This window comes from Lysobacter helvus, assembly GCF_018406645.1.
GTDB classification, from domain to species: domain Bacteria; phylum Pseudomonadota; class Gammaproteobacteria; order Xanthomonadales; family Xanthomonadaceae; genus Noviluteimonas; species Noviluteimonas caseinilytica.
This window is the reverse complement of record NZ_AP024546.1, coordinates 3148439-3171752: the sequence shown is the minus strand read 5'-3', so window position 1 is coordinate 3171752 and position 23314 is coordinate 3148439. Positions and strand designations below refer to the sequence as shown.

General features: G+C 69.0%; 13 protein-coding genes. 11 read left to right on the top strand and 2 right to left on the bottom strand.

Annotated features, from left to right (window positions below; all coding sequences use genetic code 11):
* Nucleotides 1-86: 86 nt before the first annotated feature.
* Complete coding sequence (locus LYSHEL_RS15440; RefSeq protein WP_213434931.1) at nt 87-350, top strand: hypothetical protein; 264 nt, start codon at nt 87-89, stop codon at nt 348-350.
* Nucleotides 351-508: 158 nt separating this feature from the next.
* Here LYSHEL_RS15440 and LYSHEL_RS15435 read toward each other — a convergent pair whose 3' ends face one another.
* Nucleotides 509-1879 carry a GH1 family beta-glucosidase gene (locus tag LYSHEL_RS15435; protein WP_213434930.1) on the bottom strand — a complete coding sequence of 457 codons (1371 nt, stop codon included), beginning with the start codon at nt 1877-1879 and terminating at the stop codon, nt 509-511.
* Between the two features lie 100 nt (nt 1880-1979).
* Between LYSHEL_RS15435 and LYSHEL_RS15430 the strand changes: the two genes are divergently transcribed.
* From LYSHEL_RS15430 to pbpC, 10 genes are all read left to right on the top strand, one after another.
* Nucleotides 1980-3074 (top strand): ABC transporter ATP-binding protein, encoded by a 1095-nt coding sequence (locus LYSHEL_RS15430; RefSeq protein ID WP_213498463.1) that lies wholly within the window; start codon nt 1980-1982, stop codon nt 3072-3074.
* 230 nt (nt 3075-3304) lie between these two features.
* Nucleotides 3305-6808: a chromosome segregation protein SMC gene (gene smc / locus LYSHEL_RS15425; RefSeq protein WP_213434928.1), complete on the top strand. Its 3504-nt coding sequence runs from the start codon at nt 3305-3307 to the stop codon at nt 6806-6808.
* An 18-nt stretch (nt 6809-6826) separates the two neighbouring features.
* A complete protein-coding gene (gene zipA / locus LYSHEL_RS15420; RefSeq protein WP_213434927.1) occupies nt 6827-7543 on the top strand; it encodes a cell division protein ZipA in 717 nt (238 codons plus the stop codon).
* A 4-nt stretch (nt 7544-7547) separates the two neighbouring features.
* Nucleotides 7548-9641, top strand: coding sequence for an NAD-dependent DNA ligase LigA (ligA, locus tag LYSHEL_RS15415; RefSeq protein WP_244858578.1), 2094 nt, complete (start codon nt 7548-7550; stop codon nt 9639-9641).
* On the top strand, nt 9638-10603 hold the full coding sequence (epmA, locus tag LYSHEL_RS15410; protein ID WP_213434926.1) for an EF-P lysine aminoacylase EpmA: 966 nt from the start codon (nt 9638-9640) through the stop codon (nt 10601-10603). The genes ligA and epmA overlap by 4 nt, the downstream gene beginning before the upstream one ends.
* An 80-nt stretch (nt 10604-10683) precedes the next feature.
* Nucleotides 10684-11418 (top strand): DUF3011 domain-containing protein, encoded by a 735-nt coding sequence (locus LYSHEL_RS15405; RefSeq protein ID WP_213434925.1) that lies wholly within the window; start codon nt 10684-10686, stop codon nt 11416-11418.
* An 18-nt stretch (nt 11419-11436) separates the two neighbouring features.
* Nucleotides 11437-12492: an S-methyl-5-thioribose-1-phosphate isomerase gene (gene mtnA / locus LYSHEL_RS15400; protein ID WP_213434924.1), complete on the top strand. Its 1056-nt coding sequence runs from the start codon at nt 11437-11439 to the stop codon at nt 12490-12492.
* A gap of 189 nt (nt 12493-12681) precedes the next feature.
* The gene (gene gyrA / locus LYSHEL_RS15395; protein WP_213434923.1) at nt 12682-15312 is read left to right on the top strand and encodes a DNA gyrase subunit A; all 2631 of its coding nucleotides are present in this window, start codon (nt 12682-12684) and stop codon (nt 15310-15312) included.
* A 132-nt stretch (nt 15313-15444) separates the two neighbouring features.
* Nucleotides 15445-20466, top strand: coding sequence for an alpha-2-macroglobulin family protein (locus LYSHEL_RS15390; RefSeq protein WP_213434922.1), 5022 nt, complete (start codon nt 15445-15447; stop codon nt 20464-20466).
* Nucleotides 20463-22829, top strand: a complete 2367-nt coding sequence (gene pbpC / locus LYSHEL_RS15385; protein ID WP_213434921.1) for a penicillin-binding protein 1C — start codon at nt 20463-20465, stop codon at nt 22827-22829. The genes LYSHEL_RS15390 and pbpC overlap by 4 nt, the downstream gene beginning before the upstream one ends.
* On the opposite strand, the gene LYSHEL_RS15380 is transcribed toward pbpC, so the two are convergent.
* Nucleotides 22826-23308 carry a peroxiredoxin gene (locus LYSHEL_RS15380; RefSeq protein ID WP_213434920.1) on the bottom strand — a complete coding sequence of 161 codons (483 nt, stop codon included), beginning with the start codon at nt 23306-23308 and terminating at the stop codon, nt 22826-22828. The two genes, pbpC and LYSHEL_RS15380, sit on opposite strands and share 4 nt — an antisense overlap.
* Nucleotides 23309-23314: the final 6 nt, after the last annotated feature.

Below are 23314 nucleotides of genomic sequence, written 5' to 3'. Positions count from 1 at the left end.
TTCTCGCCGACGTGGCGGCGAAAATTCTCACACCACCACAGGTTGGGGCATCACCTTTCGCGCGATTTCGATCAAGGCGCCGACCTTTGCATGAGGTCGCAGGCGTGCGTGTAACGCACGCACACCCCAATCACTTCTTTCGCGGCAATCAAAAGCTGCGACCGCTTCGCGGCAAAAAAATTGAGGGTTTCCTGGCCGCCGCCCCCGCGTTCCTTCAAGGGCTCTTGCTCGTCGCGAAAGAATTGATTGGGTTGCGCGTGCGTTACCACGCACGCCAGCGAACCTGGGAAAAGGTCGGCCCCTTGATCGAAAAGGCTCGAATGGTGATGCCCCAGCCCGTGGTGGGGTGAGAATTTTCGCCGCCACGTCGGCGAGAAATTCTTACCACGCCGCGGGTTCGGGCGACGCGGTCTTCACCCCGAGCGGGCTTCTGCAGCGACCCATGGATCCCCGCGTTCGCGGGGATGACAGCAAAAGCAGGATCCCTGCTTCCGCAGCGACGAAAACCTCAAGGCAACGCGTCGCCCAGGCTCTCCCCATGCGTCGCAATCACGCGCGAGTAGTACTTCGCACTGTCCTTGGGCGTCCGCTCCTGCGTCCCGTAGTTCACATGCACGATCCCGAAGCGCTTCGAATACCCCAGCGACCACTCCAGGTTGTCGAGCAACGACCACACCATGTACCCCCGGATATCGCACCCCTGGTCGATCGCAGACCGGATCGCCTTCAGATGCTTCTGCAGGTAATCCATCCGCAACGGATCCCGGATGCGTCCACCCTCGGCGACCGGCGGATCGAAGAACGCCGCCCCGTTCTCCGTGATGTACGTCGGAACGTTGCCGTAGCGATCCTTCGACCACACCAGCAAATCGATCAGCCCCTGCGGAAACACCTCCCAGCCGGTCTCCGTATAAGTGCCCAACGGCTGCCGCACCGCGCCCGCCTTCAGCGGATAACTGTCGTTGGCCTGCGTCACGCTGCGCGTGTAGTAATTGATGCCGATGAAATCCAGCTTCTGCTTGATGAGCGCGTAATCCGCATCGGCCCACTCCGGCCACGCATCGCCGAAGATCTCGTTCTTCAGTTCCGGCGGATAGCGGCCCAGCAACGCCGCATCCAGGTACTGCTCGTTCATGTACGCATGCGCCCGCTTCACCGCCGCCGCGTCTTCCGGCGAATCGCTGGCCGGATACTTCGGCTCGATGTTCACCACCAGCCCGATCTCGTGCTTGCCGATCTCGCGGTACGCCTTCACCGCCGCGCCATGCGCGCGCATCAGGTTGTGCGTGGCGATCGGCGTCTCGTACTTGCTCTTGTGGCCCGGCGCGAGCGCGCCATGCAGGTAACCGCCGTCGGTGACGACCCACGGTTCGTTGAGGGTGACCCACTTCTTCACCCGCCCGTCGAGCGCGCGATACAGCACGCTGCCGTATTCGGCGAACCAGTCGGCGATGTCGCGGTTCAACCAGCCGCCGCGGTCGTCCAGCGCCGCCGGCAGGTCCCAGTGGTACAGCGTGAGCAGCGGCTCGATGTCGTTGGCCAGCAGTTCGTCGACCAGGCGCGAATAGAAATCCACGCCGGCCTGGTTCACGCGCCCCGTGCCCTCGGGCAGGATGCGCGACCACGACACGCTGAAGCGGTAGGCCTTCAGGCCCAGCGACTTCATCAGCGCCACGTCGGATTTCCAGCGGTGGTAGTGGTCGCAGGCCACGTCGCCGGTGTCGCCGTTGACGGTCATCCCCGGCGTGTGCGCGAAGCGCGTCCAGATGCTGGGACCGGCGCCGTCGGCGAGCGGGGAGCCCTCGATCTGGTGCGCGGCGGTGGCGGCGCCCCAGAGGAAGCCCTCGGGGAACACGAAAGGCGATTGCGACGTGGGCATCGTGGACGGCCTCCTGCCGGCATGGTCGTGTAAACGGTTACATGGCAGGATAGCCCCACGTCGCGTCCAATGCACAGCGACGCACACCAGAAGGACGCGGATGGCCCAGGTCTCGCTCGAGCAGGTCCGGAAGGTCTACCCCGCGGCGAAGGGCACCCAGCCCCACGTCGCGGTCGCGGGCGCCACCTTCGATGTCGCCGACGGCGAACTGCTGGTCCTCGTCGGACCCTCCGGCTGCGGCAAGTCCACGCTCCTGCGGATGATCGCGGGCCTGGAATCGATCACCTCCGGCACGCTGCGCATCGGCGACCGCGTGGTCAACGACGTGGCGCCGAAGGATCGCGACATCGCGATGGTCTTCCAGAACTACGCGCTGTACCCGCACATGGACGTCGCGGGGAACCTCGGGTTCGGGTTGAAGCTGCGCGGTGCGTCGAAGGACGAAATCGCGCGCCGCGTCGGCGAGGCCGCGAAGACGCTGGAACTCGACGCGCTGCTGGCGCGCAAGCCCGGCGCCCTGTCCGGCGGCCAGCGCCAGCGCGTCGCGCTCGGGCGGGCGCTGGTGCGCGATCCGCAGGTGTTCCTGCTCGACGAACCCCTGTCCAACCTCGACGCCAAGCTGCGCACCGGCATGCGCGTGGAGATCGCGCGGCTGCACCGGCAGCTGGGCGCGACGATGGTCTACGTCACCCACGACCAGGTCGAAGCCATGACGCTGGGCCAGCGCATCGTGGTGCTGAAGGATGGCCACGTGCAGCAGATCGATACACCGATGGCGCTCTACGAGCGGCCGGCGAACCTGTTCGTCGCGACGTTCCTCGGCAGCCCCGCGATGAACGTGCTGCGCGGGCGCGTGGTGCGGGCCGACGGCCTGTCGCTGGACATGGGCGAAGGCGTGCGCGTGCCGCTGGGCGAGGGCGCGGTGCCGGAGGCCTGGATCGACCGCGACATCGCGATCGGCGTGCGGCCGGAACACCTGGTGCCGGCGCCGGCGGGCGGGGTCTCGCCCGTGGTCGAGATGGTCGAGGCGCTGGGCAACGAGACGCTGGTGAACCTGCGGCTCGGCGCGCAGGCGCTGGTGGCGCGCGTGGCGCCGCATGCCGCGCCGAGCGTGGGAAGCGCGATGCCGCTGGCCCTGGCGGCGGGGCAGTGGCATGCGTTCGATGCGGGGTCGGGGGAGCGGTTGCCGGCCTAGGTGGGTTCGCAGCGATCGGGGCGTCCCCACCCTTGCCCTCCCCGCGGGGCGGGGAGGGAAATTCGTGACTTCGCCTATGGCGAAGACGAGTTGTCTATACTCGCGTGCGGTGGCTTTCACCTTGCCGACCGTCGCTTGTCGAATCAACGACTTGTCGGCGATTTCAAAGCCAATTTCTCATACACGCGTTGCGAGCCCCGGCCGCATCGCAGGGGCCGAACGACCGTCGCATGCGCCTGTCCACGATCAAGCTCTCCGGTTTCAAATCCTTCGTCGATCCGACCACGCTCCACCTGCCGACCAACATGACCGGCGTGGTGGGCCCGAACGGGTGCGGCAAGTCGAACATCATCGACGCCGTGCGCTGGGTCATGGGCGAAAGCTCCGCGAGCCGCTTGCGCGGTGATTCGCTCACCGACGTGATCTTCTCCGGCAGCAGCGCGCGCAAGCCCGTGTCGCAGGCCACGGTGGAGCTGATCTTCGACAACAGCGACCACACGATCACCGGCGAGTACGCCGCGTTCAACGAAATCTCGGTCAAGCGCACCGTCAGCCGCGACGGCGTGAGCACCTATTCGCTCAACGGGACCAAGTGCCGCCGCCGCGACATTACGGACCTCTTCCTCGGCACCGGCCTCGGCCCGCGCAGCTACTCGATCATCGAGCAGGGGATGATCAGCCAGATCATCGAAGCGCGTCCCGAAGACCTGCGCGTGTACCTGGAGGAAGCCGCCGGCATCTCCAAGTACAAGGAACGCCGCAAGGAAACCGAAACGCGCATCCGCCACACGCGCGAAAACCTCGACCGCCTCAACGACCTGCGCGAAGAAGTCGGCAAGCAGCTCGAACACCTGCGCCGCCAGGCGCGCCAGGCCGAGCAGTACCAGTCGATCCAGGCCGAGCGCCGCATCAAGGACGCCGAGTGGAAGGCGCTGGAATACCGCGGCCTCGACGCGCGCGTGCAGTCGCTGAAGGAAAAGCTGGACCACGAGGAAACCCGCCTGCAGCAGCTGATCGCCGAGCAGCGTGAGGCCGAGAAGAACATCGAGACCGACCGCGTCCGCCGCGAAGAAGCGAGCGAAGCGCTGAACAAGGCGCAGGCGCAGGTCTACCAGGTGGGCGGCACGCTGGCCCGCATCGAACAGCAGATCGCGCACCAGCGCGAAATGGCGCAGCGCCTGCACAAGGCGCGCGACGAAGCACAGACCGCGCTGGCCGAACTGGGCTCGCACATCAGCGGCGACGAAGCGCGCCTGGCCTCGCTGCGCGACGCCATCGCCACCGCCGAACCCGAACTCGAGCGCCTGCGCACCGACGACACCACGCGCCAGGACGCCCTGCGCGATGCCGAAGCCGCGCTGGCCGACTGGCAGCAGCGCTGGGACGCGCACACCAAGGCGTCGTCCGAAGCCGCGCGCGCCGGCGACGTCGAACGCACGCGCATCGAACACCTCGACCGCCAGACGCTCGACGCCGATCGCCGCCGCGAACAGCTCACGGCCGAGCGCACGGGCCTGGACCTGTCCGCGTTGTCCGAAGCCTTCGCCGGCGTGCAGTCGCAGCACGACGCGCAGAAGGCCTCGCTCGAAGGCCTCACCGCGCAGGTCGAAGAACGCAAGGCCGGCGTCACCGCGTTGCAGGACCAGCAGCGCGCGGCGCAGACCGAAATCGCCGACGTGCGCAAGAACGCACAGGCTTCGCGCGGTCGCCTGTCCTCGCTCGAAGCGCTGCAGCACGCCGCGCTCGGCCAGGAACAGGGCGCCGCCACCGCGTGGCTGAAAGCGCGCGGCCTCGACAGCGCCGCCCGCGTGGGCGAAACGCTGCAAGTCGAATCGGGCTGGGAAAACGCCGTTGAAGGCGCGCTCGGCCAGTTGATCGAAGGCGTGCTGGTCGAAGCGCCGGAAGCGCTGGTCGATGCGCTCGGCGATCTCGGCGAAGGCCGATTGACCCTGGTCGACCCGACCAACGAAGACTTCACCGTCGCACCGACGTCGCTCGCCGCGAAGGTCCGTGGCCCCGCCGCGATCCGCCGCATCCTCGCCAAGTTGCACGGTGCCGATACGCTCGCCGAAGCGCGCGCTTTGCTGCCGGGCCTGGGCGATGGCGAATCGGTGATCACGCGCGCGGGCGAACGCCTCGGCGCCGGCTGGGTGCGCGTGGTGCGTTCCGGCGCGGCCAAGCAGGGCGCGTTGCTGCGCGAGAAGGAAATCCAGGCGCTGCGCGCGGAGATCGAATCGCTGCAGCAGCGCGAGCAGGTCCTCAACGACACGCTCACGCGCCTGCGCGACCAGGCCCTCGCCGCCGAACAGCAGCGCGAAGACGCACAGCGCGCGTTGTACCTCGCGCACCGCGGCGTGTCCGAACTCGCCGGCCAGTTGCAGAGCCAGCAGGGCAAGCTGGAATCGGCGAAGGCCCGCATCGCGCGCATCGACGCCGACCTCGAACAACTCGTCGCCACGCTCGACGCCAGCCGCGAACAGGCCCGCGAAGCGCGCGGCAAGCAGGAAGATGCCGTCGGCCGCATGGCCGAACTCGAACAGGCCCGCCAGGCGCTCGACGCCGACCGCCGCCGGTTCGTCGAAGCCCGCGACGCCGCCCGCAACGCCGCCCGCGAATCGCGCGACACCGCGCATGCGCTCGCGCTCACGGTGGAATCGCAACGTGCGCAGATCGTCGCGCTCGCGCAATCGCTGGAACGCATGGGCGGCCAGCGCGGCCAGCTCGAATCGCGCCTCGGCGAAGTCGCCTCGCAGCTCACCGACGGCGACGCCCCGGTCAGCGCGCTGGAAGCCGAACGCCAGTCCGCGCTCGAAGAACGCGTGCGCACCGAAAAGGCCTTGTCCGAAGCGCGCTCGACGCTGGAAGGCATCGACGGCGAACTGCGCGGCTACGAACAGACGCGCCACCAGCGCGACGAACAGGCCATCTCGCAGCGCGAGAAGATCTCGCAGCGCAAGCTCGACCAGCAGGCGCTGGTGATCAAGGCCGACCAGTTGTCGGCGGCCGTGATCGAAGCCGGCTTCGTGCTCGACGAGGTGATCGCCACGCTCACCCCCGACGCCGACGTGGCGCTGTGGGAAAAGGCCGTCACCGATTTCGACGCCAAGCTGCGCCGCCTGGAACCGGTCAACCTCGCCGCGATCCAGGAACACGCCGAAGCCGCGCAGCGCAAGGAATACCTCGACGCGCAGGACGCCGACCTCACCACCGCGCTCGACACGCTGGAAGACGCGATCCGCAAGATCGACCGCGAAACGCGCGGCCGTTTCAAGGACACGTTCGACCGCGTGAATTCCGGCGTGCAGGAGCTGTATCCGCGCCTGTTCGGCGGCGGGCATGCGTACCTGGAACTCACCGGCGAAGACCTGCTCGACACCGGCGTGGCGATCATGGCGCGCCCGCCCGGCAAGCGCGTGTCGAACATCTCGCTGCTCTCCGGCGGCGAGAAGGCGATGACCGCGGTGGCGCTGGTGTTCGCGATCTTCCGCCTCAACCCGGCCCCGTTCTGCCTGCTGGACGAGGTGGACGCGCCGCTCGACGAAGCCAACGTCGGGCGCTTCACCGCGATGGTCAGCGAGATGAGCGAGCAGGTACAGTTCCTGTTCGTGACCCACAACAAGGCGACGATGGAAGCCGCGCAGCAGCTGTCGGGCGTGACGATGCGCGAACCGGGCGTGAGCCGCCTGGTCTCCGTCGACCTCGCCGAAGCCGCGCGCCTGGCGGGCGCCGCTTAAGAACGAAGGAGCGAAGCGATGGATTCGACCGTGCTGCGCGTTGGCATTGCGATTGCGGGCGTGCTGCTGCTCGCCGCGATCTATTTCTTCGGCCGCCCGCGCAAGCCGGGGCAGGGCCGTCGCGTCGCCGATCCGGTCGCGCGCGCCGAACCCGGCGAACGCATCGAGCCCACGCTCGGCGCGCAGCTGGAACAGGAGCTCGCGGGCGAGGGCACCACGCAATCCGAGTTCGACCTGGCCAGCGATGCGCCGTCCAACGACCTCGGCCGCCGCGACGACGCCTCGTTCGAAAAGATCGTCACGCTGTACGTCGCCGCGCGCGCGGGCAACGTGCTGCGCGGCAGCGACATCGTGGTCGCCGCCGAGAAGGCCGGCCTCACCTACGGCCACATGCAGATCTTCCATCGCCTGGTCGAAGGCCACCCGGAACGCGGCCCCGTGTTCTCGGTCGCCAGCATCAAGAAGCCGGGCAGCTTCGACATGGCCACCATCCAGGAACTGGAAACGCCCGCCATCGCGTTCTTCCTCACGCTGCCCGCGCCGATGACCGCGCTGGATGCCTGGGAAAAGATGCTGCCCACCGCGCAGCGCATGGCCGAGCTGCTCGACGGCGTGGTGCTCGACGAATCGCGCAACGCGCTCGGCCGCCAGCGCGTCGCGCACATCCGCGACGAACTGCGCGCGTACGACCGCCAGCACGAAGCGCCCCCGCTGACCAAACCCGCGCGCTGGTAAATCCGTGGCGACCAAAGCCCCCGGTCCCGTCGCCACCCGCGTCGACGAACTGCGCCGCCTGCTCGACGACGCCAACTACCGCTACTACGTCCTCGACGATCCGCAGCTGACGGACGCCGACTACGACAAGCTGCTGCGCGAACTCGAAGCGCTGGAGCAGGACCACCCGGAACTCGCCGATGCCAGTTCGCCCACCGCGCGCGTGGGCAATGCGCCGTCGGGCAAGTTCGCCGAGGTGAAGCACGCGGTGCCGATGCTGTCGCTCGCCAATGCGTTCGAAGACGGCGAGGTCGAAGAATTCGTCGCGCGCATCGTCAAGGAAACCGGCGACGCCGATCCCGCGTTCTCCGTCGAACCCAAGCTCGATGGCCTGGCGATCAGCCTGCGCTACGAACACGGTGTGTTCGTGCGCGGCGCCACGCGCGGCGACGGTGCCACGGGCGAAGACGTCACCGCCAACCTGCGCACCGTGCGCAGCGTGCCGCTCAAGCTGCGCGGCAAGGCGCCGCCGGTGCTGGAAGTGCGCGGCGAAGTCTTCATGCCCAAGGCCGCCTTCGAAAAGTACAACGCCTGGGCGCTGGAACACGGCGAGAAGACGCTGGCCAATCCGCGCAACGGCGCAGCCGGTTCGCTGCGCCAGCTCGATCCGCGCATCACCGCGCAGCGACCGCTGGCGTTCTACGCCTACGCGCTCGGCGAAGTGGACGGTGCGACGCTGCCGCCCGCGCATTCGCAGACGCTCGCGTGGTTGCGCGAACTCGGATTGCCCGTCAGCGCCGAAGTCGACACCGCACGCGGCGCCGCGGGCCTGCTGGCGTATTACCGCCGCATCGGCGACAAGCGCAACGCGCTGCCGTACGACATCGACGGCGTGGTCTACAAGCTCGATCGCTACGACCAGCAACGCGCGATGGGCTTCGTCTCGCGCGCGCCGCGCTGGGCCATCGCGCACAAGTACCCGGCGCAGGAACAGGCGACGACGGTCGAGTCGATCGAAGTCAACGTGGGCCGCACGGGCGCGGTGACGCCGTGGGTGCTGATGGCGCCGGTGCAGGTGGGCGGCGTGACCGTCACGCGCGCGACGCTGCACAACGCCGACCAGATCGCGCGCCTCGACGTGCGCGTGGGCGACACCGTGATCATCCGCCGCGCGGGCGACGTGATCCCGGAGGTGGTGCGCGTGATCGAGGACAAGCGCCCGGTCGATGCGAAGGGACATCCGAAACACGCCGCCTACGAACTGCCCACCGCGTGCCCCGTGTGCGGCTCGGCGGTCGAGCGCGAAGAGGGCGAGGTCGTCGCACGCTGCACCGGCGGCCTGTTCTGCCCGGCGCAGCGCGTGCAGGCGCTGTTCCATTTCGCCTCGCGTCGCGCGATGGACATCGACGGGCTGGGTGAACGCTTCATCACGGCACTGGTCGAGTTCGACATGGTGCGGACGGTGGCGGACCTGTACACGCTGGACGTCGATGCGTTCGTGCAGATGAAGCAGCAGGCCGACGCCCTCGCCGACGCCGTCCCCGAAACGGTGAAGGCCGGCAAGGTCGCCACCAAGTGGGCGGAGAACCTCGTCGCTGCGATCGACGCCAGCCGCACCACCACGCTCGAACGCGTGTTGTTCGCGCTCGGCATCCGCGACGTGGGCGAAAGCACGGCGCGCACGCTGGCGCGGCACTTCGGCGCGCTCGATCCGCTGATGGCCGCCGACGAAGAGACCTTGCGCCAGGTGCCGGACATCGGCCCGGTCGTCGCCGCGCGCATCGCGCATTTCTTCGCGCAGCCGCACAACCGCGAAGTCATCGCGGCCTTGCAGAAGAACGGCGTGCACTGGCCGGAAGGCGCACCGCAACGCAGCGCCGATGGTCCGCTCGCGGGCAAGACGGTGGTGCTGACCGGTGGCCTGGAAGCGATGTCGCGCGACGAAGCGGGCGCGAAACTCGAAGCGCTGGGCGCCAAGGTGTCCGGCAGCGTGTCGAAGAAGACCAGCTTCGTCGTTGCCGGCGAAGCGGCCGGCAGCAAGCTGGCGAAGGCGCAAGAACTCGGCGTGGACGTCTGGGACGAAGCGCGCCTGCTGGCGTATCTCGCGGACCCGAAATGATCGCCTCTGCCGCGCGGCATCCCGATGCGCTGCGCCTGCGGGCGCAACTCAACGCCGCGGTGCGTGCGTTCTTCGCGAAGCGCAACGTGCTGGAAGTCGAAACGCCCGTGCTGTCGCGCGCGGGCAATACCGATCCGAACATCGCCTCGTTCTCGCTCGACTTCTCCGGCCGCACCGACGGCGCGCCGCGCACGCGCTGGCTGCGCACGTCGCCGGAATATCCGCTCAAGCGCCTGCTCGCCGAAGGCGTGGGCGATTGCTACGAACTGGGTCGCGTGTTCCGCGACGGCGAAGCGGGCGGGCGCCACAACCCCGAATTCACGATGCTGGAGTGGTACCGCGTCGGTCGCGACCATCGCTGGCTCGCGCGCGAAACGGCGGACCTGGTGCAACACGCGCTCGCGTTGGTCGGGCGCCACGCGCGCGTCGTCGAAACCGCGTATCGCGACCTGTACATCGAACACCTGCGCGTCGATCCGTTCACCGCCAGCGATGACGCATTGCGCAACGCGCTCGGCGACATCGCGATCGATCCCGCGGGCCTGGTGCGCGACGACTGGCTCGACCTGCTCGCCACGCATCGCCTGCAACCCGCGTTCCCGGACGACCAGTTGCTGATCGTCCACGACTATCCGGCGTCGCAATGCGCGCTGGCGCGCATCCGGCCCGGCGATCCGCCGGTCGCCGAACGCTTCGAGGTGTACCTGGGCCCGCTTGAGGTGGCCAACGGCTACCACGAGCTGCGCGACCCCGTGGAGCAACGCGAACGCTTCGAACGCGATCGCGCCGTGCGCGCCGGGCGCGGCCAGCCCGCGCCCCCGCCGGACGAAGCGCTCCTCGCCGCGCTGGCGGGCCTGCCCGCGTGCGCGGGCGTGGCGCTGGGCATCGACCGCCTGCTCATGGCCATGCTGGGCACCGGGCGGATCGCGGACGTGCTGGCGTTCGATTTCGCGCGGGCGTGACGCGGCATGGCCCAACGTCGCACTTGACCGCGCATTCAGCGATCCCGGAAAGTGCGCTCACGAACCGCAGGAACAGACCGATGCGTCCGCTCGCCACAGGTTTCCTGCTTGCTTGCACCACGGGCATCGCGCCCGTCGATGCAATGCCGACGGATCCCCCGGCCGCCGAAGAACAGCAGTACCGCGCCGCCGAGCCGTATCCCGGCAACGACAGCGGCACGATCCGCTGCGAATCGCCGCGCGGGCGCGAACGCACCTGCGAAGCCGATACGCGCGGTGGCGCGCGCCTGACGAAACAGCTGTCGCGCAGCCCGTGCGTCGAAGGCAAGTCCTGGGGCGTCCGTCCGAACGGGATCTGGGTCAACGCCGGATGCCGCGCCGATTTCGCGCTGGGCGAGGGCGGCCCCGCGCCGACCGGTCCAATCATGGTGCGGTGCGAATCCAACGGCGGCGGTCGTCGCCACTGCCCCGCGTCCACGATGGCGGGCGTGCAGCTGGTGCGGCAGTTGTCGCGGTCGCCGTGCATCCGGCACAGCACGTGGAGCTTCGATCGCAACAGCATCTGGGTGGCGCAGGGCTGTCGCGCGGACTTCCAGGTCGGCGTCGGCGCCCCCACCGAAGCGCTGGGCCCGCAGAAGCTGCGGTGCGAATCCGACCGCGGCCGCGAACGCCGCTGCGATGTCGGCGTGTGGAAGGGCGCGCAACTCACGCGCCAACTGTCGAAGACCCCGTGCGTGCAGGGCCAGAGCTGGGGCTGGGACGTGCGCGGCGTGTGGGTGAGCCGCGGTTGCCGCGCGGAGTTCACCGTCTGGTGACGGCGTAAACTTCGTGCCATGGACGACATCGATTACGCCCGCTACGACCGCATCCGCCCGATCCGCTGGACCGGCGATACGCTCGAGCTCCTCGACCAGCGCAAGCTGCCCTTCGCCACCGAATACCTCACCTGCACGACGAGCGACGAAGTCGCGTCCGCCATCCACGCACTCGCCGTGCGCGGCGCGCCGGCCATCGGCATCGCCGCCGCATGGGGCGTCGTGTTGGCCGAACGCGCGATCGATGCCACGGATGCCATCGACGCCGCCGCGAAACTCGAACCCGCCCTGCAACGCCTCAACGCCGCGCGTCCCACCGCGGTCAACCTCGCCTGGGCGCTCGGGCGCATGCGCGCCGCGCTCGCACGCGCGGGCCACGACTGGCGCGACGCGCTCGAACGCGAAGCCGCGGCCATCGACACCGAAGACCTCGCCGCCAACCGCCGCATGGGCGCGCTCGGCGCATCGCTGATCGAACCGGGCAGCGGCGTGCTCACGCATTGCAACACCGGCTCGCTCGCAACGGCGGGTTTCGGCACCGCGCTCGGCGTGATCCGCGCGGGCGTAGCGCAAGGCCGCATCGACAAGGTGTTCGCGGGCGAGACGCGCCCGTGGCTGCAGGGCGCGCGCCTGACGGTGTGGGAACTGCAGCAGGACGGCATCGACGCCACGCTGATCGCCGACTCCGCCGCCTCGCACCTGATGAAGGGCGGCAAGGTGCAGTGGGTGGTCGTGGGCGCGGATCGCATCTGCGCCAACGGCGACACCGCGAACAAGATCGGCACGTATCAACTGGCGATCGCCGCGCGCCACCACGGCGTCGGGTTCATGGTGGTCGCGCCGTCCTCGACGGTCGACATGGCCACCGCGAGCGGCGACCTCATCGAGATCGAGGAACGCGACGCGGCCGAACTCCACAGCGTCGGCGGCAGCCGCACCGTGGCCGAAGGCATCGATGCCTGGAATCCCGTTTTCGACGTCACGCCGCACGACCTGATCGACGCGATCGTGACCGAGCGGGGCGTGATCCGCCGGCCCGATGCGGCCTCGATGCGGGCCGCGTTCGGGGGCTGATCCACGGGGCTTTCCCGCGGCATTGCGCGGGGCCGCATGAAGCACCCGTAAGCTATTGTTTCTGGCCGGGAAAAACAGGGTTTCACGACCCTGTTCCATGGTAGAATCCCGCGCGTTGCAACCCACCCTTCGAGCGCTTCGCGGAAGTCCCTTCCGCAGCCGGCGCTCGGCCACCAGCACGGAACCCGAATGGCAGAACTCGCCAAGGAAATCATCCCGGTCAACCTCGAAGACGAGATGCGCCGCAGCTACCTCGATTACGCCATGAGCGTGATCGTGGGGCGCGCGCTCCCGGACGTCCGGGATGGCCTGAAGCCGGTCCACCGCCGCGTGCTGTTCGCGATGCACGAGCTCGGCGCGCACAGCAACAAGCCGTACTACAAGTCGGCGCGCATCGTCGGCGACGTCATCGGTAAATACCACCCGCACGGCGACACCGCGGTGTACGACACGCTGGTGCGCATGGCGCAGCCGTTCTCGCTGCGCTACATGCTGGTGGACGGGCAGGGCAACTTCGGTTCGATCGACGGCGACTCCGCCGCGGCCATGCGTTACACCGAGGCGCGCATGTCGCGCCTGGCGCACGAGCTGATGGCGGACATCGACAAGGAAACCGTCGACTTCCAGCCCAACTACGACGAGAAGGAACTCGAACCCACGGTCATGCCGACGCGGGTGCCCAACCTGCTGATCAACGGCTCGGCCGGCATCGCGGTGGGCATGGCCACCAACCTGCCGCCGCACAACCTCAACGAAGTGGTCGACGCCACGATCGCGCTGATCGACGATCCGGCGATCGATGTCGACGGCCTGATGCAGCACATCCCCGGCCCGGACTTCCCGACCGCGGGCATCATCAACGGCACCGCCGGCATCCAGCTCGCCTACCGCACCGGCCGCGGTCGCGTGCGCATGCGCGCGCGCGCCGAGATCGAAGTCAACGAGGACACGGGCCGCGAAGCCATCGCGGTGTCCGAGATCCCGTACATGGTCAACAAGGCGCGGCTGATCGAGAAGATCGCCGAGCTGGTGAAAGAGAAGCGCCTGGAAGGCATCAGCGAGCTGCGCGACGAGTCCGACAAGGACGGCATGCGCATCTTCATCGAGGTCAAGCGCGGCGAGTCGGCGGAAGTCGTCCTCAACAACCTGTACGCGCAGACGCAGATGGAGTCGGTGTTCGCCATCAACATGGTGGCGCTGGTCGACGGCCGCCCGCAGCTGCTCAACCTCAAGCAGATCCTCGAAGCGTTCGTGCGCCACCGCCGCGAAGTGGTCACGCGCCGCACGATCTTCGAACTGCGCAAGGCCCGCGCCCGCGCCCACGTGCTGGAAGGCCTCACCGTCGCGCTGGCCAACATCGACGAGATGATCGAGCTGATCAAGACGTCGGCCAATCCCGTCGAAGCGAAGGACCGCATGCTCGCCCGTCGCTGGGAACCGGGCCTGGTCGGCGCGCTGCTCGCCGCCGCCGGCGCCGATGCCTCGCGTCCTGACGACCTGCCCGACGGCGTGGGCCTGCTCACCGACGGCTACCAGCTCACGGAAATCCAGGCGCAGCAGATCCTCGAGATGCGCCTGCACCGCCTCACGGGCCTGGAGCAGGACAAGCTCACCGACGAATACAAGCAGCTGCTCGAGACTATCCAGGGCCTGATCCGCATCCTGGAAAACCCCGACGTGCTGATGGACGTCATCCGCACGGAACTGCGCAACGTCAAGGAAGAATTCGGCGATGCGCGCCGCAGCGAGATCCGCGCCAGCGAAGAAGACCTCGACATCCTCGACCTCATCGCGCCGGAAGACGTGGTGGTCACGCTGTCGCATTCGGGTTACGCCAAGCGCCAGCCGGCCAGCGCGTACCGCGCGCAGCGTCGCGGCGGCCGCGGCCGCAACGCGGCGATGACGAAGGACGAAGACTTCATCGACCAGCTGTGGCTGGTGAACACGCACGACACGCTGCTCACCTTCACCAGCGCCGGCCGCGTGTTCTGGCTGCCCGTGTACCAGTTGCCCGACGCCGGCCCGAATGCCCGCGGCCGCCCGATCGTCAACTGGATCCCGCTGGAACCGGGCGAGCAGGTGCAGGCCGTGTTGCCGGTGCGCGAGTATCGCGACGACCGCTACGTGCTGTTCGCCACCCGCGACGGCACGGTCAAGAAGACGCCGCTTACCGAGTTCGCGTTCAAGCTGCAGCGCGGCAAGATCGCGATCAACCTGGAAGACGGCGACGCGCTGATCGGCGTCGCGCTGACCGACGGCGATCGCGACGTGATGCTGTTCGCCTCCAACGGCAAGGCCGTGCGCTTCGCCGAAGGCGAGGTCCGCTCGATGGGCCGCACCGCCACCGGCGTGCGCGGCATGCGCCTGGCCGAAGGCGAGCAGGTGCGCAGCCTGATCGTGGTCGAAGGCGACGGCGACATCCTCACCGCCAGCGAGCGCGGGTTCGGCAAGCGCACGCCGGTCGCCGACTACCCGCGCAAGGGCCGCGGCACGCAGGGCGTCATCGCGCTGCAGACCACCGCGCGCAACGGCAAGCTCGTGGGCGCCATCCAGCTCAGCGACCACCACGAGGTGCTGCTGATCTCGGACGGCGGCACGCTGGTGCGCACCCGTGCGGCGGAGATCTCGCAGGTCGGCCGCAACACGCAGGGCGTCACACTCATCCGCCTGGCGGCGGACGAAACCCTGCAGGCCGTCGAACGCGTCGATGCGTCGCTGGACGACGAGGCGGGCGTGGTGGACAGTGACACCCTAAACGTCGGCCAAACGGGCGACGATGGCGTGTCCGGTGAGGGTGGCGAGGTGCGTATTCCGGAGTGATCTCGGGGCGCACGCGCCAAGGACCCGACGACGCCGCCTCCGGGCGGCGTTGTCGCATGCGGCAAGCAGTGCGACGACGAGACGTCCAGGCAGCGGGACTTCCGCGGCCACATACAACCTAGGGGAACGACCATGTTGTCGCGTGTCGCGGGTCCGACTGGAGTCGGGGCTGGGGCGGTGAGGGAAGTGGTGGGTTGGGCAGCGATCGCTGCCTTGGCATTGGCCTTCCTCGCGGGGTGCAAACCCGACGCGCACGGACAACGCCCGGAGGTCGCCGGCGAGAAGATCGCCGCGACGAAGGACAAGGTGCAGGGCTTCGGCCTGGTCGCCGCCTTCCCGGACCAGCAGGGCGACCGCCTGGCGCTCGCGCTGGAATTCAGCCGCCCGCTGGTGGGCGCGCAGGATTTCGATGCGCTGCTGTCGGTGACGGACAAGGACGGCAAGCCGATCGAAGGCAGCTGGGTGCTGGACGACAAGGGCGATGACGAAGCGCGCGTGCTGCGCTTCCCGCACGTCGAGGCCAGCCGCGACTACATCGTGACCATCGAGGCCGGCCTCACTGCGGCCGACGGCCATGCGCTGGGCCAGGAGGTCCGCCGCCAGGTCTACACCGGGCCGCTCGATCCCGTGGTCGGTTTCGCCTCGCAGGGCAGCGTGTTGCCGGCGCGCGACAGCCGCGGCTTGCCGGTGGTGTCGGTGAACGTGCCGGAAGTCGACGTCGAATTCCTGCGCATCAAGGACGACGCCTTGCCGCGCTTCTTCGCCGAGTTCCAGCGCGGCGGCCGCCGCGGCACGTGGGACCTCGAACGCGAGTATTCGTGGGACGACGACACCGGCGCGCAGCACAGCCGCACGCCGCTGTCCAAGTTGTCCGAGCCTGTGTACGTCAACCGCTTCGTGCTCGGCGGCAAGAAGAACGAACGCGTGCTGACCTACCTGCCGTTGCAGGACATCAAGGAACTGCAGTCGCCGGGCCTGTACTTCGCGGTGATGAAGCGCAGCGGCCAGTTCGGCGATGAATTCGACACCGCGTTCTTCACCGTCAGCGACCTCGGCCTGCACACGCGCGCCTACAAGGACACGCTGTTCGTCCACGCCGCCTCGCTGGAAACCGGCGCGGGCCTGTCGAACGTGGAGCTGCGCGTGCTCAACGCGGCGGGCGAGCCCGTGCTGAAGGGCACCACCGACCGCTACGGCAACGCGCTGCTGCCGTACAAGCTCGACGCCACCCACGTGCTCGTCGCGCAACGCGGCGACGACGTGTCGATGCTGCCGTTCAACCAGCCGGCGCTGGACCTGTCCGAGTTCGCCGTCGCCGGGCGCGAGCAAGCGTGGTTCGACGTGTTCGCCTGGTCCGGGCGCGACCTGTATCGCCCGGGCGAAACCGTGCGCATCTCCGCGCTGCTCCGCGACCAGGACGGCCAGCCGCTCGCGAAGAAGGGCAAGGCCGGCCCGCAACCGGTGTTCGTGCGCTACGTGCAGCCGGACGGCAACACGCTGCTCGAAACGAAGCTGCAACCCGACGCGCAAGGCTACGTGCGCCATGCGCAGGTGATTCCCGCCGATGCCGCCACCGGCAAGTGGCGCGTCGAATTCCGCACCGATCCCGCCAGCAAGGAAGCGGTGCAGGGCATGGCGTTGCGCGTGGAGGAATTCCTGCCCGAGCGCATGAAGCTCGACCTCGACGCGCCCGCGCGCCTGGCGCCGGGCGAACCGCTGCGCCTGCAGGCCAACGGCGCGTATCTCTATGGCGCGCCGGCCGCCGGCAACCGCTTCACCGCGAAGCTCGCGGTCGCGGTGGAACAGCATCCCGTCGAATCGCTTCCGAGCTGGTTCTTCGGCGACGCCACGCTGGTGCTGCCGAAGGAAGCGAAGGACGTCCTCGACGTCACGTTGGATGCGAACGGCAAGTTCGAGCAGGCGATCGCGTTGCCTGCGGAAGCCAAGCCGGTGTCGCCGATCGCGGCCATCGTCAGCGGCAGCCTGTTCGAATCCGGTGGCCGCAGCGTCAATCGCTCGGTCAAGCGCGTGCTGTGGCCGGCGGATGCGCTGGTTGGCGTGCGCCCGTTGTTCGACGACAAGGAAGGCAGCGACGCCAACGCCAACGCGGGCTTCGAGATCGCGAAGTTCGACGCCGACGGCAAGCGCATCCCGGTGCAGGGCGCGCGCGTCACGCTGGTGCGCGAATGGCGCGACTACCACTGGAGCTGGGAAGACGACGGCGGCTGGGACTACGAGTTCTCCCGCCGCTACGAAACCCTGCAGACGCGCACGCTGGACCTCGGCGCGTCGCCGGTGCGCGTCGACTTCCCGGTGGAGTGGGGCGAGTACCGCCTCGAAGTCTTCGATCCCGCGACCAAGCTCACCACGCGCTATCCCTTCCGCGCCGGCTGGAGCTGGGGCGACGAGAACCGCGGCCTGGATGCGCGCCCCGACAAGGTCAAGCTCGCGCTCGACAAGACCGGCTACCGCGCCGGCGACACGCTGAAAGCCACGCTCACGCCGCCGCACGAAGGCCGCGGCCTGCTGATGGTCGAGAGCGACCACATGCTGTTCGTGCAGGAGATCGACGTCGCCAAGGGCGGCAGCACGTTCGAGATCCCGGTGACGAAGGAATGGGAGCGCCACGACGTGTATGTCACCGCGCTCGTGTTCCGCGGCGGCAGTGCGACGAGCAAGATCACGCCGGCGCGCGCGGTCGGCATCGCGCACGTGCCGATGGATCGCCGCGATCGCACGCTCGGCGTCGGCATCGCCGTGCCGAAATCGATGCGGCCGGAAAAGACGCTGTCCGCGTTCGTCAGCGTGCCGCAGCTCGCGGGCCAGGAAGCCTACGTGTCGGTGTCGGCGGTGGACGTCGGCATCCTCAACATCACGCGCTTCCCGGTGCCGGATGCCTCGGCGCATTTCTTCGCGCAGCGGCGCCTCGGCGTGGATGCGTACGACCTGTATGGCCGCGTGATCGAAAGCTTCGAAGGCGGCACCGCCAAGATCCGCTTCGGCGGCGACATGGCGCCGCTCGCGTTGCCGCAGGCACGGCGCCCGACCGCGCACGTGCAGACGGTGGACCTGTTCGCCGGCCCCGTGCGCCTGGATGCGAAGGGCAACGCGCGCATCCCGCTGGACGTGCCGGACTTCAACGGCACGCTGCGCGTGTCCGCGCTGGTGTGGTCCGGCGGCCGTTACGGCAGCAAGGCGAATGAAACGGTGGTGCGTGCGCCGGTGCTCGCCGAAGCGAGCCTGCCGCGCGTGCTCGCGCCCGGCGACCGCAGCCACGTGACGCTCGACGTGCAGAACTTCACCGGCAAGGCGGGCGCGTTCAAGGTGCAGGTCGACGGCATCGGCCCGCTCACGATCGGCGAAGGCACGCGCACCGCGAAGCTCGCACCCGACGGCAAGGTGACCTACACGTTTCCGTTGCAGGCGCGGTCCGGCTTCGAAGTCGCGAAGGTCCGCGTGCGCGTGGACGGCAACGGCTTCCACGTCGATCGCAAGTACGACCTGCCGGTCCGCCCGGCGTGGGCGCAGGTGATGCGCACGCGTGCCGAGACGCGCAATGCGCCGGGCGCGATCACGCTGGACCCTGCGCTGTTCGCCGGCCTCGTGCCGGACTCCGCGCGCGCCCGCGTCGTCGTGAGCGCGTTGCCGCCGGTGCCGTTCGCCGCGGCGCTGGAAGACGTGTTGCGTTATCCCTACGGCTGCGCGGAGCAGACCACCAGCAAGGGCTATGCGGCGCTGGTGCTCGATGCGTCGACGGCGCGAATGCTCGGCGTCACGCCGATGTCGGACAAGGAACGCAACGCGCGCATGTCCGGTGCGTTCGCGCGCCTGGCCGCGATGCAGGTGGCCAACGGTCACTTCTCGATGTGGGGCGACGGCGATGCGGTGAACCCGGGCCTGACGCCGTACATCACCGAGTTCCTGCTGGATGCGCGCGACGCGGGCTTCGCGGTGCCCGATGCGATGTTGCAGAAGGCCCTGAAGGCGCTCAACGAAGATTTGCTGGCGGGCGGCACGCCGTTCTACGGCTACGACTACAAGGCGCACCTCAAGTTCGCGTACCAGGCGCATGCGGGCTACGTGCTCGCCCGCGTGAACCGCGCGCCGCTCGGCACGCTGCGCGCGTTGTATGCGAACGACCGCAAGAACAGCCTGACGGGCTTGCCCCTGGTGCACCTCGGCCTCGCGCTGGCGTTGCAGGGCGACAAGCAGCGCGGCGCGAAGGCGATCGCGGAAGGCTTCGCGCGCGACGAGACGCAGCGTCCGCTGTACCTCGGCGACTACGGCAGCCGCCTGCGCGACGATGCGTTGATGCTCGCGCTGGTGCACGAACGCGGCATGGCGCAACCGGCGTACGACGCGCGCGCGATCGCGCTCGGTCGTGAACTCGATGCGCGCCGCAAGGAAACCTGGTTCTGGCTGAGCACGCAGGAGCAGGTCGCCATCGCGCGCATGGGCAAGGCGCTGGTCACGGGGAAGGGCGGCAAGGCGATCGCGGGCAAGTGGGTGGTCGGGGGCGACAGTGTCGAGGTTGCGAACGTCCCGCTCACGGCGCGCGTCGTCGATGTCGATGCCCTGGGCAAGGGGCTGCGCTTCGAACCGACCTCCGCGCCGCCGTACTACGTGAGCTATGAAGTCGCCGGCATCCCGAAGGAAGCGCCCGCGCCGCTGAAGTCGGTGGCCAACGTGGAGCGCACGTACTACACGCCGGACGGCAAGGCGTGGGAAGGCGGATCGTTGGAGGAAGGCGACACGCTGATCGTCGAACTCGCGATCAAGAGCGAGCAGACGATGCCCGACGCACTGGTCACCGAACTGCTGCCCGCGGGCCTGGAAGTGGAGAACTTCAACCTGGGCGATGCGAAGCAGTGGGCCGACGTGGTGATCGACGGCATCGAGATCGCCGATCGCGACGATGCGTCCGACCTGCGCCACGAGGAGTTCCGCGACGATCGCTACGTCGCAGCGCTGAAGCTCCAGGCGCGTGGCACCGCGCGGTTGTTCTACCTCGTGCGTGCGGTGACGCCGGGCACGTACGCGGTGCCGCCGACGCTGGTGGAGGACATGTACCGTCCGGAACTCCGTGCCATCGGCACGGCCAAGCCCGCCAGCATCACCGTGACGCAACCGGGGCAGGCCAAACCGGCGCCATGAACAGGACGCACCAAGGGCGACGTTGGCCCTGGAAAGTGGCGCTCGCGGGCCTGGTGCTCGCGATCGCTGCGATGGGGTTGGACCTGGCCTTCCCGTTGCCGTTGCCGGATACGCGCGGCGAAGGCGCCGTCGTGCTCGCGCGCGACGGTACCCCGCTGCGCGCCTTCGCCGACCGCGATGGCGTGTGGCGCGATCCGACGACGCTCGAAGGCGTCTCGCCGATGTACCTGCAGGCGCTCACCACGTACGAAGACCGCTGGTTCTGGAAGCACGCTGGCATCAATCCGTTCGCGCTCGCGCGCGCGGGCTGGCAATGGGCGCGGCATGGGCGCGTGGTGTCGGGCGGGTCGACGCTGACGATGCAGGTCGCGCGCATCCTCGAACCGCCGGCGAATGGCCGCACGCGTTCGCCGTGGGCGAAGCTGCGGCAGATGGGGCGCGCGTTGCAGCTGGAAGCGCATCTGTCGAAGCGCGAGATCCTCACGCTGTACCTGGATCGCGCGCCGTTCGGCGGCACCGTGCAGGGCGTGCAGGCGGCGAGCTGGGCGTACCTCGGCAAGCCCGCCTCGCAGTTGTCGCATGCGGAAGCCGCGTTGCTCACGGTGTTGCCACAATCGCCGAGTCGCCTGCGGCCGGATCGCGAACCCGAACGCGCACGCATCGCGCGCGACAAGGTGTTGGCGCGGATGGCGTCGTCGGGCACGTGGTCCGCGGAAGACGTGCGCGATGCGCGCATGGAACCCGTGGTCGCGCGTTCGCTGGAACCACCGGTGCATGCGGCGTTGCTCGCGCAACGCTTGCGCGCGGAATCCCCGAACGCGGCGCGCCTGCGCTCCACGCTCGACGGCGACCTGCAACGCATGCTCGAGGATCGCGTCGCGCGCTACTTCTCCGATTTGCCGGAACGCACGTCGGCTGCGTTGCTGGTCGTCGACAACGCGAGCCTGGAAGCACGCGCGTACGTCGGCTCGGTGACCTTCGGCGACGCCGCGCGCCTGGGCCACGTCGACATGGTGAAGGCGTGGCGTTCGCCGGGGTCGACGCTCAAGCCGTTCCTGTACGGCCTGGCGATCGACGACGGCCTGATCCATTCCGAAAGCCTGCTCATCGATGCGCCGCAATCGTTCGGCGATTACCGGCCGGGCAACTTCGACATGGCGTTCAACGGGCCGGTGAGTGCATCGGAAGCCTTGCGCCTCTCGCTCAACGTGCCCGCGGTGGACCTGCTGGATCGCGTCGGCCCATCGCGGTTCGCCGCGCGCCTCGAAAACGCTGGCATAGCATTGAAATGGCCCGATGGTGCGAAGCCGAACCTCTCGATGATCCTCGGCGGCACGGGCGCGCGACTGGAAGATCTGGTCGGCGCCTACGCCGCACTCAATCGCGACGGCATCGCCGGCCGCGTGCGCTATCGCGCGGATGCGCCGCGCGTGGATCGCCGCCTGTTGTCGCCCGGCGCCGCGTGGATCGTGCGCCAGATCCTCGAAGACCATCCACGTCCCGGCACCGCGGCCGACACGTTCGCCAACGGCTCGCGCATGCGCGTGGCGTGGAAGACCGGCACGAGTTACGGGTATCGCGACGCATGGGCGCTCGGCAGCACGCGGCGCTACACGGTCGGCGTGTGGGTGGGCCGCCCGGACGGCACGCCGATGCCCGGGCAGTACGGTGCGATGACAGCGCTGCCGTTGTTGTTCGAAACCATCGACAGCCTGCCGACCACGCCCGGCGACACGATGCCGCGCCCGCCGCCGGCGAACGTCGCGCAGGTCGACGTGTGCTGGCCGCTGGGTATCGCGCCCGATCCCGATGCGCCGCAGTTGTGCCGCAAGCACAAGAATGCATGGGTGCTCGATGGGGTGGTGCCGCCGACGTTCCCCGAACGCGATGCGCGCCTGTGGAGCGCGGGCCGCGAACGCTTCGACGTGGATGCGCGCAGCGGACTGCGCCTCACCGCCGAATGCAGCGCAGCGCACGAACGCCGCAGCGAAGCCGTCGCGCGCTGGCCCGCACTCGCGGCGCCCTGGTTGCCCGCGGACCTGCGCAGCGCCGCGCAACTCCCCGCGCGCGCACCGGACTGCGTGCCCGACGGTCGCGACGCGATGGAGTCGTTGCGCATCGAAGGCATCGTCGATCGCGCCACGCTCGCGCGCCCGCCCAACCGCACGACGCCGCTGAAGTTGTCGGTGCGCGCGCTCGGCAGCGAAGCGCGCATCCGCTGGTTGCTCGACGGCCGATTGCTCGCCGAATCCAGCGGCACCGCATCGATCGACTTCGACCTGGCGCAGGCCGGCGCACACACGCTCACCGCGCTCGCCGAAACGGGCGCGTGGGCGTCGATCGGGTTTTCGGTGCTGCGTTAGGCGGGCAGGTTGTCGAGCACGTACTCGGCCGACGACACGCGGAACTCGCCCGGCGCTTCGACATGCAACTGCTTCACCACGCCGTCGTCGACGAACATCGCGAAGCGGCGCGCGCGCGTGCCCATGCCGTAACCGCTGGCGTCCATTTCCAGGCCGAGCGCGCGGGTGAACTCGCCGTTGCCGTCGGCGAGCATCTGCAGGCCTTCGGGCACGTGCTGGCTTTCGCCCCAGGCCTTCATCACGAACGGATCGTTGACCGACAGGCAGAGCACCTCGACGCCGCGCTGGCGGAACGCGTCGAACTTCTCGACGAAGCCCGGCAGGTGGCGTTCCGAACACGTCGGCGTGAACGCGCCGGGCACCGCGAACAGCACGACCTGCTTGCCGCCGAACAGGGTGTGGACGTCGACGGTCTCCACGCCTTCGCGGATGCGCTGCAGCGGGATCTCGGGCAGGCGGTCGCCGGGCTGGATGGTCATGGGCGC

What these genes read in the sequence shown, in the direction of transcription:
- LYSHEL_RS15435 (WP_213434930.1), bottom strand. Translation starts at nt 1,879, where the DNA reads ATGCCCACGTCGCAATCGCCTTTCGTGTTCCCCGAGGGCTTCCTCTGG.
- LYSHEL_RS15430 (WP_213498463.1), top strand. Translation starts at nt 1,980, where the DNA reads ATGGCCCAGGTCTCGCTCGAGCAGGTCCGGAAGGTCTACCCCGCGGCG.
- smc (WP_213434928.1), top strand. Translation starts at nt 3,305, where the DNA reads ATGCGCCTGTCCACGATCAAGCTCTCCGGTTTCAAATCCTTCGTCGAT.
- zipA (WP_213434927.1), top strand. Translation starts at nt 6,827, where the DNA reads ATGGATTCGACCGTGCTGCGCGTTGGCATTGCGATTGCGGGCGTGCTG.
- epmA (WP_213434926.1), top strand. Translation starts at nt 9,638, where the DNA reads ATGATCGCCTCTGCCGCGCGGCATCCCGATGCGCTGCGCCTGCGGGCG.
- LYSHEL_RS15405 (WP_213434925.1), top strand. Translation starts at nt 10,684, where the DNA reads ATGCGTCCGCTCGCCACAGGTTTCCTGCTTGCTTGCACCACGGGCATC.
- mtnA (WP_213434924.1), top strand. Translation starts at nt 11,437, where the DNA reads ATGGACGACATCGATTACGCCCGCTACGACCGCATCCGCCCGATCCGC.
- gyrA (WP_213434923.1), top strand. Translation starts at nt 12,682, where the DNA reads ATGGCAGAACTCGCCAAGGAAATCATCCCGGTCAACCTCGAAGACGAG.
- LYSHEL_RS15390 (WP_213434922.1), top strand. Translation starts at nt 15,445, where the DNA reads ATGTTGTCGCGTGTCGCGGGTCCGACTGGAGTCGGGGCTGGGGCGGTG.
- pbpC (WP_213434921.1), top strand. Translation starts at nt 20,463, where the DNA reads ATGAACAGGACGCACCAAGGGCGACGTTGGCCCTGGAAAGTGGCGCTC.
- LYSHEL_RS15380 (WP_213434920.1), bottom strand. Translation starts at nt 23,308, where the DNA reads ATGACCATCCAGCCCGGCGACCGCCTGCCCGAGATCCCGCTGCAGCGC.